14 protein-coding genes are annotated in these 13,986 nt (G+C 65.3%); 4 read left to right on the forward strand and 10 right to left on the reverse strand.

The features are described 5' to 3' along the window. Nucleotides 1-180: 180 nt before the first annotated feature. The 10 genes from AC1DUR_RS18890 to hutC form a co-directional block, all read right to left on the reverse strand. Complete coding sequence (locus AC1DUR_RS18890; protein ID WP_477720600.1) at nucleotides 181-462, reverse strand: hypothetical protein; 282 nt, start codon at nucleotides 460-462, stop codon at nucleotides 181-183. After that, nucleotides 459-2,849, reverse strand: coding sequence for a heavy metal translocating P-type ATPase (locus tag AC1DUR_RS18895; protein WP_477720601.1), 2,391 nt, complete (start codon nucleotides 2,847-2,849; stop codon nucleotides 459-461). The genes AC1DUR_RS18890 and AC1DUR_RS18895 overlap by 4 nt, the downstream gene beginning before the upstream one ends. A 245-nt stretch (nucleotides 2,850-3,094) precedes the next feature. After that, nucleotides 3,095-3,568 (reverse strand): hypothetical protein, encoded by a 474-nt coding sequence (locus AC1DUR_RS18900; protein ID WP_477720602.1) that lies wholly within the window; start codon nucleotides 3,566-3,568, stop codon nucleotides 3,095-3,097. A gap of 85 nt (nucleotides 3,569-3,653) precedes the next feature. Beyond that, a complete protein-coding gene (locus AC1DUR_RS18905; protein ID WP_477720603.1) occupies nucleotides 3,654-4,004 on the reverse strand; it encodes a chaperone modulator CbpM in 351 nt (116 codons plus the stop codon). Next, complete coding sequence (locus AC1DUR_RS18910) at nucleotides 4,001-4,915, reverse strand: DnaJ C-terminal domain-containing protein (protein ID WP_477720604.1); 915 nt, start codon at nucleotides 4,913-4,915, stop codon at nucleotides 4,001-4,003. Before AC1DUR_RS18910 ends, AC1DUR_RS18905 begins: the two co-directional genes overlap by 4 nt. A 13-nt stretch (nucleotides 4,916-4,928) precedes the next feature. After that, nucleotides 4,929-5,747: a helix-turn-helix domain-containing protein gene (locus AC1DUR_RS18915; RefSeq protein WP_477720605.1), complete on the reverse strand. Its 819-nt coding sequence runs from the start codon at nucleotides 5,745-5,747 to the stop codon at nucleotides 4,929-4,931. A 24-nt stretch (nucleotides 5,748-5,771) separates the two neighbouring features. After that, nucleotides 5,772-6,161, reverse strand: coding sequence for a response regulator (locus tag AC1DUR_RS18920; protein ID WP_477720606.1), 390 nt, complete (start codon nucleotides 6,159-6,161; stop codon nucleotides 5,772-5,774). A gap of 210 nt (nucleotides 6,162-6,371) precedes the next feature. Continuing rightward, nucleotides 6,372-7,211, reverse strand: coding sequence for a universal stress protein (locus AC1DUR_RS18925; RefSeq protein WP_477720607.1), 840 nt, complete (start codon nucleotides 7,209-7,211; stop codon nucleotides 6,372-6,374). 222 nt (nucleotides 7,212-7,433) lie between these two features. After that, a complete protein-coding gene (hutG, locus tag AC1DUR_RS18930; RefSeq protein WP_477720608.1) occupies nucleotides 7,434-8,291 on the reverse strand; it encodes an N-formylglutamate deformylase in 858 nt (285 codons plus the stop codon). 126 nt (nucleotides 8,292-8,417) lie between these two features. Next, the gene (hutC, locus tag AC1DUR_RS18935; RefSeq protein WP_477720609.1) at nucleotides 8,418-9,128 is read right to left on the reverse strand and encodes a histidine utilization repressor; all 711 of its coding nucleotides are present in this window, start codon (nucleotides 9,126-9,128) and stop codon (nucleotides 8,418-8,420) included. A gap of 174 nt (nucleotides 9,129-9,302) precedes the next feature. Here hutC and hutU point away from each other — a divergent pair, with 174 nt between their 5' ends. The 4 genes from hutU to AC1DUR_RS18955 are packed head-to-tail and all read left to right on the forward strand — an operon-like array spanning nucleotide 9,303 to nucleotide 13,953. Continuing rightward, complete coding sequence (gene hutU / locus AC1DUR_RS18940; protein WP_477720610.1) at nucleotides 9,303-11,021, forward strand: urocanate hydratase; 1,719 nt, start codon at nucleotides 9,303-9,305, stop codon at nucleotides 11,019-11,021. Between the two features lie 3 nt (nucleotides 11,022-11,024). Next, nucleotides 11,025-12,050, forward strand: coding sequence for an ornithine cyclodeaminase family protein (locus AC1DUR_RS18945; protein ID WP_477720611.1), 1,026 nt, complete (start codon nucleotides 11,025-11,027; stop codon nucleotides 12,048-12,050). Nucleotides 12,051-12,106: 56 nt separating this feature from the next. After that, nucleotides 12,107-12,943 (forward strand): phosphate/phosphite/phosphonate ABC transporter substrate-binding protein, encoded by an 837-nt coding sequence (locus AC1DUR_RS18950; RefSeq protein ID WP_477720612.1) that lies wholly within the window; start codon nucleotides 12,107-12,109, stop codon nucleotides 12,941-12,943. Continuing rightward, nucleotides 12,943-13,953, forward strand: a complete 1,011-nt coding sequence (locus tag AC1DUR_RS18955; protein WP_477720613.1) for a Bug family tripartite tricarboxylate transporter substrate binding protein — start codon at nucleotides 12,943-12,945, stop codon at nucleotides 13,951-13,953. The genes AC1DUR_RS18950 and AC1DUR_RS18955 overlap by 1 nt, the downstream gene beginning before the upstream one ends. The last annotated feature ends 33 nt before the right edge of the window (nucleotides 13,954-13,986 follow it).

A 13,986-nucleotide genomic window follows, 5' to 3' on the forward strand; every position in this document is an offset into this window, starting at 1 on the left:
CAGAACGTTGAAGAATTCCACCGCCTGGGTCGATCTCGCCCGGCGTCCAATGCTGCTGCAACGTTGATGCAAGACGCTTTGGGCATTACGATCCATGGTGGCTGGCCTTTGGGAAGATGGTTTGGGTGCTTCGTAAACAACCATCCTATCGACCCTTTGGTCAGCCATCTCCCTTTGCTTTCAAGCACTTACGCACGTCGCCGAAGGCCAACCTGCCAAAGTAAGTGCCATTCCACTTAGGGCAATGCCCAGGACCCGTCCTTCCAGGCGTATCCATGAGCCGACAGCCTGGCCCTGCTGGCTGTCGGTCGCGATTTTCATCGCGGAGCCGGCCATCATCAGCGACGGCTTTTCCATGTGCGCGGCCAGCCGCCGGTGATCATCCAGAAAGGCAAACAGGTCCTGGGGGCTGGCCGGGATACCGGCCGTCGCCTCCCGATGGAACTGAAAGCGTGGACTCACAGCCGGCTCCGTCGCAGGCGCAGGGCGTTGCCGATCACCGACACCGAGCTGAAGCTCATAGCCAGCGCGGCGATCATCGGCGACAGCAGCCAGCCGGTCAGCGGGTACAGCACACCGGCCGCGATGGGAATGCCCGCCGCGTTGTACAGGAAGGCAAACATCAGGTTCTGCTTCATGTTGCCCACCGTGGCTTCCGACAGCGAACGCGCGATGGCGATCCCGCGCAAATCACCCTTGACCAGCGTGACCTGTGCGCTGTTCATCGCCACGTCAGTGCCGGTGCCCATGGCCACGCCAACATCCGCCTGGGCCAGCGCGGGCGCATCGTTGATACCGTCCCCGGCCATCGCCACCACGCGGCCTTCCTTCTGCAGGCGCTCCACCAGCCGTAATTTATCGGCCGGCTTGACCTCTCCATGCACCTCGTCAATGCCCAGGCGCGCGCCGACAGATTTGGCCGTGGTCAGGCCGTCGCCGGTCGCCATCACGATACGCAGGCCGGCCGCTTTCAATGTCACCAAAGCCTCGGGCGTGCTGGACTTGATCGGATCGGAAACAGCCAGCAAGCCGATCAGGCGTCCATCGGCGGCAAGGTGCATCACACTGGCGCCTTCCGCCCGCAGCGCTTCGGCCTGCCATACCAGGCTATCGACCGGAATGCCCATTTGCTGCATCAGGGTGGTATTGCCGAGCGCCATTTGACGCCCTGCCACCTGCCCGCGCACGCCGATTCCGGAGCCGGATTCAAAGTTATCCACCTTGTCCAGCGCCAGGCCACGCTCGCGGGCCGCAGCCACGATGGCGTCGGCCAGCGGGTGCTCGCTGCCCTGGTCCAGGCTCGCCGCGAGGCGCAGCACTTCTTCAGCATCCATTCCGGGGGCAGGGATTGCGCGGTCGAACCGCGGGCGTCCCTCGGTCAGGGTGCCGGTCTTGTCGATGATGAGCGTGTCGATCTTGCGCAGGTTCTCGATGGCCGCCGCATCGCGGAACAGCACGCCCCGCGTCGCGCCAAGACCCGTGGCCACCATGATGGACATCGGCGTGGCCAAACCCAGGGCGCATGGACAGGCGATGATCAACACCGCGACCGCGTTGATCAGGCCGTAGACCCAACGCGGCTCGGGCCCGAACAGCCCCCAGCCGAAGAACGTCAGCAGTGCAACCAGCACCACGGAGACCACGAAATAGCCCGCGACCACGTCGGCCATGCGCTGCATCGGGGCTTTGGAACGCTGGGCCTGCGCGACCATCTGGACGATTTGCGCCAGCATGGTGGCCGCGCCCACCCGCTCGGACCGCATCACCATGGCGCCACTGGTGTTGAGCGTTGCGCCTATGACCTTGTCACCCACGCGCTTGGTGACCGGCAGCGGCTCGCCGGTGAGCATGGACTCGTCCACCGAACTGCCGCCTTCGACCACCACGCCATCGACCGGCACTTTCTCGCCGGGCCGAATGCGCAGCAGGTCGCCGACATGGACGTGATTCAGCGGCACATCCTCCTCGCTGCCGTCGGCCCGGATGCGCCGGGCAGTCTTGGGTGCCAGGCCGAGCAGGGACCTGATCGCGGCCGAGGTTTGCGAGCGGGCCTTGAGCTCCAGCACCTGGCCCAGCAGCGTCAGCGAGATGATCACGGCAGCCGCTTCAAAGTACACGGCGACCCGCCCCATGGACATAAACGAGGCCGGAAACACCTGGGGTGCGACGGTCGCGACCACGCTGTAGACGAAGGCGGCACCGGTGCCCAGGCCGATCAGCGTCCACATGTTGGGGCTGCGATTCACCACCGATTGCCAGCCACGCTGAAAGAACGGCCAGCCGGCCCACAGCACGATGGGCAGAGACAGGACGAGCTCGACCCGGCTTTGCGTAGCCATGTCAAACCAGTTCAGCCTGTGGCCGAACATCGCCATCAGCGTCACGACCGCGGTCAGCGGCAGCGTCCACCAGAAGCGTCGCTGGAAATCGACGAGCTCCGCGTTCTCGCCCTCTTCGAGTTCGGGCAACAGGGGTTCGAGCGTCATGCCGCACTTGGGACAGTTGCCGGGATGGTCCTGACGTATCTCCGGGTGCATCGGGCAGGTGTAAATCGTGCCGGCGGGGGCCGGCGCCTCCTGTTCAGGCGCTGGCTCCGGGGCGACGAATCGAGCCGGGTCCGCACTGAATTTGTTCTTGCAGTGTGCGCTGCAGAAGTAATAGAGCCGTCCATCATGCTCGTGCCAATGGGTGGAGTGCGCAGTGACGGGCATGCCGCAAACCGGGTCTTTCAGGGGTGTTACCCCGGCGGACCCCGCCCCATGCGCATGCGGCACAACAGCTTGCCTGCTCCCTGCCGTTTCAGGACGCATGGGTTCCGGCGAACGCAAGGATTGCGGGTGAGGATTCATGTCAATGCCCGAAATTCATCACATCGCCTGCCAGGTATCCTGATCCAGGATTGTTTTTCGTATTCCTCGGCGCTGATGTCGCCGTTCGCCAGGCGACGGCGCAACACCTCGTAGGGTGTCTTACGCGGCTCCTGGCGTTCGGAAGCAGGCCGATGGTATAGCGCGAATTCCAGAAGCTCGTGATGGCCAATGCAATGCCTGCGCGAAGGGGTGGCAGAGGAGCCTGGCTCATGGTGGCCACGCCTTCATTTGGCGGCCGGCGCAGGCAGGCGATCCATCATCATCTGCATCATGGACTGCATCATGTCCATACGCTTTTCCATCATCTGCTGGCGCTCGTTCATGGTGCCCGCCATGGGTTTCCCGCCCGGCATGCCACCCATGGAGCCCATGCCTGGGCCGCCCATCATGTCCATCGTCGCCATGCCCTCCTGCATGGTCTTCATATGCCCGGCCATCAGCGCGTCGCGCTCTTCCGGCGTTTTCGCGCTGGCCATTTTTTCGTGCATCTCGCGCATGGCTTTCATCTGGCGGTCCATGGCGGCCATGCGATCGGCACCGGCCGGCCCGGCTGCGGGACCTGCCTGCGCCGCAGACGGCTGGTCGGCCACCGCAATGTCCGGGTGATGGTGCGCGTGTTCCGCAGCGGTGTGGGCCCTGGAGCCGACGCAGACTGCAGCCAGGGCGATGCCCAGTACGGTTTGACGAAGGGGTGACATGGTTAACTCCAATCGTGAAAGTCAAGGTGAACAGGCATCAGCCCCTGGGTGGCGACAGGCCGGCAGGCCGGCCCGGCGCTCAATTTCAGGTGTCTGCGCCCTCGCCGGCGTACCGTTCGTGCCCGGGCAACTGGGCCTGCAGCGACCGCACCTGGCGCTCCAGTGCCTCGATGCGATTGAGGTAACCGAAGAGCAGCGCCACGGTGAACAGGTCCAGGTCGAAGTCCATACGCAGCCTGCCGACGCTACGCAGCGGCATGACGTATTCGGCGCTGAAGAGACGCTCCACCCGGTGCTGCTCCAGCGGCCGCAGTGCGCCGTACTCCACCAGTTCGTCCAGTTCAGCCGCACTCAGACCGCAGGCCCGGGACAAGTCGGAGATCGTCACGGTTTCGCGGGCGTCCAGCCAGGTGTATTCAAGCGACTGTGTTTTCATGTTGCTTCTCCTTGTCCACGGCGTCGTGGGTTGAAGTGCGAGCTACGGGCCAACTCCTGGAACAACTCATGCTCCCGCGCGGTCAGGGTGGCGGGTACGTCAACATGGATGACGGCATACAGGTGGCCGCGCCCGCTGCGGCCGTTGGTGAGGCCCCGCCCGCGCAGGCGCAGCTTGCGCCCCGAGCGCGTGCCCGGCGGCACCGTGAGCATCACCGGCCCGTCCAGCGTGGGCACTTCCACATCGGCGCCCAGCGCCGCCTCCCACGGCGCAAGCGCCAGATCGAAGTACAAGTCGTGGTGGTCGGCGCGGAACACCGGATGGGGCGCCAGTGTGATGTGCAAATAAATATCGCCGTCGGCACCGCCATCACGGCCTTTACCGCCCTTGCCACGCAAGCGCAGCTTCTGGCCCTCACTCACCCCGGGCGGAATGGTTACCTCCAGAGTGCGCCCACCGCCCTCATCGTGCGCCAGATCCAGGTTGAGCCGGGTTCCCCGGTGCGCCTCTTCCAGGCCAATGCGCACAACCGTCTCGTAGTCGCGCCCATGCAGGGGCACCGGCCCACGCCGCGAGCCGCGATGCCCGCGGCCCAGCGCAGCCAGCAGGTCGGCCAGGTCGATGTCCTCGAACGACTGTCCGTCCGAGGCGTATTCATGGCTCCATTGCGGTGGCGGCGCAAACTCTTCACCGGCCGGGCGGCGACCGAGCTCGTCGTACGCAGCGCGCTTCTCGGCATCCTTCAGCGTCGCGTACGCCTCGGCCACCTCCTTGAACCGGGCTTCGGTGCCGGGCGCCGTGGAGACATCCGGGTGGTGCTGGCGCGCCAATTTACGGTAGGCCTTCTTGATCTGTTCGGCATCGGCGTCCCGCGGCACACCCAGCGCGGCGTAATAGTCCTTGTATTTCATACCGATGCCGCCTTCAGTGCACGTGCATCTCGAACACGCGCTTCAGGCCGTCCTGGTCTTTGATGCGGATGTGGCGCTTGTCAACTTCAAGCAGGCCCTGCTGCTGGAACGCCGAGAAAGTCCGGCTGACGGTTTCCAGCTTCATGCCCAGGTAGCTGCCGATTTCGGCGCGCGTCATCCGCAGGTGAAATTCGCTGGCCGAGTAGCCGCGGGCTTTCAGGCGCTGCGACAGGTTCAGCAGAAACGCCGCCAGCCGCTCCTCGGCGTTCATGCTGCCGAGCAGCAGCATCAGGCTGTGCTCCCGGATGATTTCAAGGCTCATCAGGCGGCTGACCATGTTTTGCATGGCGGGGTTACCGATGGCCAGCCGGGTCAGTTGCTCATAGGGAATGACGCAGACCTCGGTATCCTCCAGGGCGATAGCGCTGCTGGCGTGCTTGCCGTAGGCCACGCCGTCCAGGCCAATCAGCTCTCCGGCCATGTGAAAGCCACTGATCTGCTCGCGGCCATCGGCCAGCATCAGGCTGGACTTGAAGGTGCCGCTGCGCACCGCATAGATGAACTGGAAATGGTCGCCCTCGTCAAAGAGCGTCTGGCCGGCCTTGACCTTGCGGCGCCCGAACATCAGGCTGTCCAGGCGCTCCGCGTCGCCATCCGTCATGCCGCAGGGCAGGGACAGATCGCACAGGTGGCAGCTGGAACGGGGTGTCCTCAAAGGCGGGGCCTGCACATCCCCCATGGCCTGGCGAATTGGAATGATCCGCAGGGCGCCGGCAGGTGCTTCTTGCGTGCTTGCGGGTGCGGGTACGGGTGCGGGTATGGCGGTTGACATGATTTCCCTCCGGTGAGACGGTTGTCAATGCGCAAGGTGGCGCGATGCATTCGCAACAGCCCGCACAAGTTGATCGAATTCGGTGCTTTTGTCGAGGAAGCGGGCGGCGCCCTCCCGCAGATAGCGCATGCGGTAGGCCGGGGCCGCGTTGTTGCTGAAGACAATGAAAGCGATGTCGGGTGCCGCCTGGCGCACGGCGCGCAACACCTGCAGGCCCGAGCCGCCCTCCAGCTGAACGTCCAGCACCACCACATCCGGCGCCGTGGCCAGAATGCCGTCAATCGATGCCTGCGGCGTCTCGGCCTCACCGACAATGGTCATGTCACTGACGCCGAGCATCGTGGCGACACGACCGCGGATCAGGGCCGAATCGTCGGCCAGAAAAACCTTGACGGAGGAGGGGACATCAGCCATTGAGTCAGTGTGCTCGTGCCTGGGCCGATGCGCCATCGGCCGCGGCTGAATTCACCCGTCGGAAAAATCCGGAACAGCGACGTCCACTGCACCGAGGCCGCCTAGGAATTGTCCGAGCGTGTTCGAGCGGCAGGCAGGCTTGCCCGGGTCTGGGGCTGGCAGAGGGTCGGCACCGGCGCCCTGTGACCCGACGGCGAACCGGGCCGGTGGTCAGTGCGCCATCAGCACCGGCAGGGTCATGGACTGCAAAACTTCCCGCGAGGTGCCTCCCACCAGCCACTCGCGCGCGCGGCTATGGCCGTAACAGCCCATCACCAGCAGGTCAGCTGTGAGGTCGAAGGCGCGTGACAACAGCAGTTCGCCCAGCCGGTCGGGTTCGTCGCCCTGGCGGTGCCAGGTTGCCTCAACGCCATGGCGCTTCAGATAGCCGGCCAGGTCCAGCGCAACGCCACCGACGACGGGCTCATCGGCCGACCAGCTGACCACATGAACACGTTGCGCACTCTGCAGCAGGGGCATGGCCGCGGTGACAGCATGCGCCGCCTCCCGCGTCGGCTTCCAGGCGATCACCACCGCCTCGCCGACAGTCGGCGGCACCACGGCATAGGGCAGGATCAGGGCCGGCCTGCCACTGATCGCCATCACGGTTTCCGCGAAATCGGATGGCACGTCCGAGGACTCGATATCCGAAGGGTCGTGCTGGCCCAGTACCAGCAGGTCGGCATAAAACGCCTGCTGCGCGAAGGCACCGGCCACGGGATAGTCGGTCAGCTCGCCCCAGGAGACCGGTACGCCGGTCGAGGCCAGCGCGCGATCGAAGGCGGTGCGCGCCCTGGCCAGCCGCTCGTCGTCAACCTCGCGCAAGCTGACGGCGGTACCGGGGCCGAGCGTGGGCGCAAACGGCGGCATCGCGAAACTGGGTGTGACCGAATAGAGCGCGGCCACCGCGGCACCGTGCCGCCGCGCGAGCTGGCGTGCGAACTCCAGGCGCGGCGCCGCGCGTCGCGAGGCGTCAAAGTGAACCAGCAATTGCATCAGGGAGGATTTCATGGAAGCACTCCATCGAGAAGTTCCGGTCCCCCCACGATAACGCGCCCAGCACCGGCGCCTGTTGACAATCGTCAATCCCCTTCCCGAAAGTGGGAGCAGAACCCCCCAATGATGAGGGCGCAGCGCCGCGGACCGCCGCGCCCCGGCGTCACGGCATCTGCCCGGTTGCTCCGGGCCGGGCCTGCCGACCTGTAACCAGGCTTGTGCCGGCAAAAATTCGCTTCACTTTTGATGGCCGCTTCGGCAGGCAGAAAGCGCGCTGGAGAGCATATTTTTCAACAGAGGCTGGATGCGGGAAGCCAGCGCCTCGTCGTAGGCGAAGGGCGGCACTTCTTGCATGTACAGGCTCTGGCACATCTCCAGCTGCACGGCGTGCACATCGCTGGACGGCTGGCCATAGTGCCGCGTGATGTAGCCACCCTTGAAGCGGCCGTTGACGGCTGTCGTGATGCCGGAAAGCGCAGCACAGGCCTGTGCGACCGATGCGGTGATGGCTTCATGGGCGCTGGCGCCGTCGGCCGTCCCGATGTTGAGGTCGGGCAGCGTGCCTTCAAACAGCCAGGGAATCTGCGAACGGATGCTGTGGGCGTCCCACAGCAACGCATAGCCGTGCCGGGCCTTGAGGCGGGCCAGCTCGGCGGCCAGGGCCGCATGGTAGGGCTGCCAATAGGCCTCGCGCCGCCTTGCGCGCTCATCGGGGGTGGGCTCGCAACCGGGCTGGTAGAGCGGCGCACCCGAGAAGAACCGGGTGGGGCAGAGTTCGGTGTTGGATGCGCCGGGGTACATCGGGGCGTCATCCGGCGGGCGATTCAGGTCAATCACATAGCGCGAATAGTGCGGCGTCAACACGCTGGCGCCCATCTCCGGCAGGAAGCTGTAAAGCGTCTGCAGGTGCCAGTCGGTGTCTTCCACTTTCAGTGCCTCGGGCATGTAGGCCGCCTGCAGCTCCGGTGGAATGGCCGTGCCGATATGCGGCATGCTCACCAGCAGGGGAACCGTGCCGCGCCGCAAGGTACAGGCCGGGCTCTGATCCCCCTGCCCCACTGGATTCGCCTCGCTTGCCCCGCTGACTTCATTCATCTGATTCACTCCATTCATCTCACTGACTCCATTGATCATTGATATTGACAAGGTCACTCGTCCCGCGCATTTCACTGCTTCCTCTCACTGCTTCCTCAAATACAGTTCGACTTCGCGGCGGCGGTCTCATGCCTGGAACTTTCCGGCAAAGCTGTAGCGCGAACCGGGGTACACCAGCCGTGCCACGCTGGCAATGTGGGCGCCGCTCACGGTGCGGCGCATCATCGCCAGGCAGGCTTCGCCTGGCTTGATGTCGAGGTGCCTGGCCTCCAGTGCTGTCGGCAGGCAGGCTTCAATTGAATAGCTGGCTTCGGTGAGCGGCGCTTCTTCCAGCAGGTGATAGGTGGGCGTCGTCTGCGTGAAGTCGGTCTTCAGGTAGTTGGGTGCCGCCGCCGGGTTGACATAGCGGTCTTCGTACTGGATGGGTACACCGTTTTCCAGATGAATCAATATGGTGTGGAACACACGCCCGCCCGAGCGCAGGCCCAGGGTGCGCGCCACGTCGGCGCTGGCTTTTTCGGACTCCGCCCGCAACACCCGCGAGCTATGGGTGTGGCCCCGCTCAATGACTTCCTCATGAATATCACGAATGGTCAGCGTTGAAGAAATGCGGTGCAGCTCGGCCACAAAGGTTCCCGAGCCCTGGATTCGCGTGACCAGGCCCTCGCCCATGAGCTCGCGCAGCGCACGGTTGACCGTCATGCGGCTGACGCCAAATTGCGCCATCAGCACGGCCTCGCTGGGCACCGGATCACCGGGCCTCCAGGTGCCGGCACTGATGCGCGTTTTGATGAATGCCTTGACCTGCCCATAAGCGGGCAATGGAGTGGTTGCCATTTTTAGCCGGAGTAAGAAAAAACAATTGGCGCCCTCGAAAAGCGCTGCCGCAGGCCGTAGATTACTCCAGTTGACACAAGTTGTATAGACAACTACGATTTAACCAACCAAAGCCTGAAGCCCGGGCCCGAAGCTGCGCCAAAGTTTTTCTTTTTGTTACATGGAGCCTGTCTCATGTCGGATCTCATACCGGATCTTTCCAAAACCCCTTTCCAGGGCAGCCAGGCCCGCCCGGTCCGCGCTCCTCGCGGGAGCGCCCTCACCTGCGCCAACTGGCAGATCGAAGCGGCTTACCGCATGATCCAGAACAATCTGGACCCGGAAGTCGCGGAAAACCCCGACGAGCTGGTGGTGTACGGCGGCATTGGCAAGGCGGCGCGCAACTGGCCGGCGTTTGACGCCATCCTGGACTCGCTGCGCAAGCTCAAGGCAGACGAGACACTGCTGGTGCAGTCCGGCAAGCCGGTCGGCGTGTTCCGCACCCATGCGGGCGCGCCGCGCGTCCTCATCGCCAATTCCAACCTGGTGCCCAGATGGGCCACCTGGGAACACTTCAATGAACTCGACCGCGCCGGCCTCATGATGTACGGCCAGATGACGGCCGGCAGCTGGATCTACATCGGCACGCAGGGCATCGTGCAGGGCACGTATGAGACCTTTGTGGAAGCGGGCCGCCAGCACTTCAATGGCGACCTGGCGGGCCGCTGGGTTCTGACGGCGGGGCTGGGGGGCATGGGTGGCGCGCAGCCGCTGGCGGCCACCTTTGCCGGCGCCTGCTCCCTCAACATCGAATGCCAGCAGTCGCGCATCGATTTTCGCTTGAGGACGCGCTATGTGGACAAGCAGGCCGCCAGCCTCGACGAAGCGCTGGAGCTGATCCGGCACCACACGTCGCGCCGGGAGGCTGTCTCCATTGCGCTGTGCGGCAATGCGGCCGAGATCGTGCCGGAACTGGTCAGGCGCGCGCAGGCCGGCGGCATCCGCCCCGACATCGTGACCGACCAGACCTCGGCCCACGACATCATCAATGGCTACCTGCCGGCGGGCTGGACGGTGGCCCGCTGGCAGGCCGCGCAAAAGGACCCGGCGCAGCATGCCGCGCTGACGCAGGCCGCAGGGCAATCCTGCGCGGTGCACGTCAAGGCCATGCTGGCTTTCCATGAGATGGGCATTCCCACCGTGGACTACGGCAACAACCTGCGCCAGGTCGCCAAGGACTTCGGCGTGGCCAATGCCTTTGACTACCCCGGCTTTGTGCCCGCCTATATCCGGCCGCTGTTTTGCCGCGGCGTCGGGCCCTTCCGCTGGGTGGCGCTGTCGGGCGATCCGGAAGACATCCGCAAGACCGACGCGAAGATGAAAGAACTGTTCCCCGACAACAAGCCCCTGCACCGCTGGCTTGACATGGCCGAAGAGCGCATCAGCTTCCAGGGCCTGCCGGCGCGGATTTGCTGGATTGGCCTGGGCGAGCGCCACCGGGCGGGCCTGGCCTTCAACGAGATGGTGCAAAGCGGCGAGCTGAAGGCGCCCATCGTCATCGGCCGCGACCACCTCGACAGCGGTTCCGTCGCCTCGCCGAATCGCGAAACCGAGGCCATGCAGGACGGCAGCGATGCCGTGAGCGACTGGCCGCTGCTCAATGCCCTGCTCAACACGGCCAGCGGCGCCACCTGGGTCAGCCTGCACCACGGCGGCGGCGTGGGCATGGGTTACTCGCAGCACGCGGGCGTGGTCATTGTGTGTGACGGTACCCTTGAGACGGCCGAACGCATCGAGCGCGTGCTGTTCAATGACCCCGCCACCGGCGTCATGCGCCATGCGGATGCGGGCTACGAGATCGCCCGCCAGAGCGCCCGAGACAACCACCTGAACCTGCCCATGATGGGAGCCTGAAGCATGTCCGACAATAACGTTGACGATACGGTCGAAATCTACCTGACCTACCTGAACCACCCTGACGTGCAGGCACTGGCCCTGACCGATGCCGAAATCATCGGCGCCGTGGAGCAGGCGCTGCATGCGCAAGGCCTGCAGCAAACCACCATCGAGCCGCGCATGCACCTGGTGCCGGAAAAGGATTACCCGGGCCACTTCAATGTGCTGCGCGGCTACATCCGCCCGCTGGGCCTGGCCGGCGTGAAAGTGGTGGGCGACTTTTACCGCAACTATGAAATCGGCCTGCCGTCGGAGCTGGCGGTGCTCAACCTGTTCAACCCGAAAAACGGCTCGCCGATCGCCATCATCGACGCCTCCGACATCACCGACATGCGCACCGGCGCCATCACCGCGCTGGGTGCAAAACACCTGGCGCGCAAGGACTCTAAAGTGCTGGGCCACATCGGCGCGCGCGGCACGTCGTACTGGAATGTCCGCCTGCTCGACTCGATCTACCACTTTGACGAAATCCGCGTTCACTCGCGCCGGCCCGACAGCCGCAATGCCTTTGCCGCGCGGCTTGAAAAAGACCTGGGCAAGAAAATCACGGTGACGCAAGACTGGGAGTCCTGCGTGCGCGGGGCCGACATCGTGGTGGAGGCTTCGCGACTGGAAAAACCCGAACCGATGCTCAAGACCGAATGGATCAAGAAGGGCGCCTGCGTGATTCCCTACGGCACCATGAGCGCGGTGGAGCTGTCGCTCACCGACATCATGGACAAGATGGTGATGGACGACTGGGGCCAGGCCAAGGCCGGGCCTTTTGGCGCCCTGCGCGCCCACGTGGACAGCGGCAAGCTGTCGGAAAAGACGCTGCATGCCGAACTGGGGCAAATCGTCGCGGGCCTCAAACCCGGCCGCCAGAGCGATGAGGAGACCAATCTCTTCTGGCACCGCGGCCTGTCGCTGTCGGACATCGCCCTCGGCGCGTTCATGCTGGAAAAGGCCAAGCGCATGAACCTCGGGCAACAGCTGCGCTTTCGCTGAATCCCAAAACACCTACAACACCGGCATCCCAACATACCGTCAATCTCCACGCCGCCATGAACGCCATCAGCACATCACCCGTCGCCTCCCTGCCGGTGGCCAACGCCCGCATGTACTCGGCGACCCCATCGGTCAAGGCCGACTGGAAGCAGTTGCTGGACTGGGTGCTGGCCCGCGCCGGCCTGCCGTGGGACGTGATCGACTACGACGCGCCGGCGCCCCTGTCGGCGCTGTGGGCCCGCGATGACCTGGGCCTGGCGATGATGTGCGGCCTACCCTTTGCGCAACGCGCAGTCCGGCCCACGCTGGTCGCGGCACCGCTGCCGTCACCGGCCCGTTACGGCGGCCAGCCGGTGTATTTCACCGACATCGTGGTGCGCACCGGCGCGCCTTACCGGACGCTCGAAGACACCTTCGGCGGCGTGGTGGGCTACACGCTGGCCGATTCGATGTCGGGCGGCGTGGCCCCGCGCCACTACCTGGAGCGCTACCGCTCGGCCGCACGGCCGCGGCTTTACCGCCAGGCGGTGGGCGAGCTGATTCACGCCCGCGGCGTGATCGAGGCGCTGGCCGAAGGCCGCATCGACGTGGGCCCGCTGGACAGCTACTACCACGATCTGCTGCGGCAGCGGGAGCCGGACTTTGCCGCCCAGGTGCGCACGGTGGCGAGCACCCCGGCCCTGCCGATTCCCCCGCTGGTCGCCACCGCGGCCCTGACCGCAGGCGAACTCGCGCGGCTGCGTGCGGCCCTGCTGGCAACGGCCACCGCACCGGAACTGGCGCCGCTCATGCAGGGCTTGCTGCTGGCGGGCTTTGCGGTGCCCGACCCCGCCGATTACCAGCCCCTCGCGGCCATGGCCGCTGCGGCCGCCATCCCTTTCGAGGAACTCTGATGCGCCGCTTCCACTTTGACTTTCACTTTCGCTTTCCCTTCTTTCTGCCGGCACTGTTCAGTCTGCTGGCCAGCCTGCTGGTGACGGCGACGCCCTTCGGCGCGCTGGCGCAAACCTATCCGTCCCGGCCGCTGCATGTGATCGTGCCCTTTCCACCCGGCGGACCGACCGACGTGCTGGGCCGCGTACTGGCCCAGGGCCTGTCCGAAGCCCTCGGCCAGCCGGCCGTGGTCGACAACAAGGTAGGCGCGGCCGGCAACATTGGCGTCGAGCAGGCGGCCAAGGCCCCGCCTGACGGCCACACGCTGGCGATCGTGCCCCTGGGCAATATCGCGGTCAATCCCACGCTGTTTCCCAACCTGCCCTACAAGGCCTCGGATCTCGCGCCGGTTGCCATGCTGGCCACGGTGGACAACGTGCTGGTGGTGAATGCGGCGGTGCCGGCACGCTCGCTCCGGGAACTGCTGGCCCTGGCCGCACAGAAGCCGGATGCGCTCTCCTTCGCCTCGCCCGGTGCCGGCAGCCAGGCGCACCTGGCGGGCGAGTTGCTCGCGCTGCAGAGTAACGTGCAGCTGCTCCACGTGCCTTACAAGGGCATCGGGCCAGCTCTCAACGACCTGCTCGGCGGCCAGGTGTCGATGATGTTCGCGCAGATGTCCTCGGTGCTGCCCCACATCCAGAGCGGCAAGCTGCGCGCGCTGGGAGTGGCCAGCCTCAAGCGCTCGCCGGTCATGCCTGAAGTCCCGACCCTTGCCGAGCAGGGCCTGGCCCGCTTCGAGGCGGTGTCCTGGTATGCGCTGATGGTGCCCGCCGGCACGCCACGCCCGGTGATTGACCGGCTCAACACGGAAACCGCGCGCCTCCTCGCCCGTCCCGAACTGAAAGACAAGCTGGCCGCGCTGGGCATGACGCCTGGCGCCGGCAAACCGTCGGAACTCGCCGCCACCATTCAGGCCGACACCGTGCGCTGGGCCGAAGTGATCCGGCAAAAGAACATCAAACCCGAATGAGGTAATACCTACACTTCCAGCTGTCACTGCCGC

Source organism: Polaromonas sp. P4_F4, from assembly GCF_056401355.1.

Coding starts and splice junctions, on each gene's coding strand:
- hutC (WP_477720609.1), bottom strand. CDS start 9,128: ATGGCAACCACTCCATTGCCCGCTTATGGGCAGGTCAAGGCATTCATC.
- AC1DUR_RS18920 (WP_477720606.1), bottom strand. CDS start 6,161: ATGGCTGATGTCCCCTCCTCCGTCAAGGTTTTTCTGGCCGACGATTCG.
- AC1DUR_RS18950 (WP_477720612.1), top strand. CDS start 12,107: ATGAACGCCATCAGCACATCACCCGTCGCCTCCCTGCCGGTGGCCAAC.
- AC1DUR_RS18910 (WP_477720604.1), bottom strand. CDS start 4,915: ATGAAATACAAGGACTATTACGCCGCGCTGGGTGTGCCGCGGGACGCC.
- AC1DUR_RS18915 (WP_477720605.1), bottom strand. CDS start 5,747: ATGTCAACCGCCATACCCGCACCCGTACCCGCACCCGCAAGCACGCAA.
- AC1DUR_RS18955 (WP_477720613.1), top strand. CDS start 12,943: ATGCGCCGCTTCCACTTTGACTTTCACTTTCGCTTTCCCTTCTTTCTG.
- AC1DUR_RS18925 (WP_477720607.1), bottom strand. CDS start 7,211: ATGAAATCCTCCCTGATGCAATTGCTGGTTCACTTTGACGCCTCGCGA.
- AC1DUR_RS18900 (WP_477720602.1), bottom strand. CDS start 3,568: ATGTCACCCCTTCGTCAAACCGTACTGGGCATCGCCCTGGCTGCAGTC.
- AC1DUR_RS18905 (WP_477720603.1), bottom strand. CDS start 4,004: ATGAAAACACAGTCGCTTGAATACACCTGGCTGGACGCCCGCGAAACC.
- hutG (WP_477720608.1), bottom strand. CDS start 8,291: ATGAATGAAGTCAGCGGGGCAAGCGAGGCGAATCCAGTGGGGCAGGGG.
- AC1DUR_RS18895 (WP_477720601.1), bottom strand. CDS start 2,849: ATGAATCCTCACCCGCAATCCTTGCGTTCGCCGGAACCCATGCGTCCT.
- hutU (WP_477720610.1), top strand. CDS start 9,303: ATGTCGGATCTCATACCGGATCTTTCCAAAACCCCTTTCCAGGGCAGC.
- AC1DUR_RS18945 (WP_477720611.1), top strand. CDS start 11,025: ATGTCCGACAATAACGTTGACGATACGGTCGAAATCTACCTGACCTAC.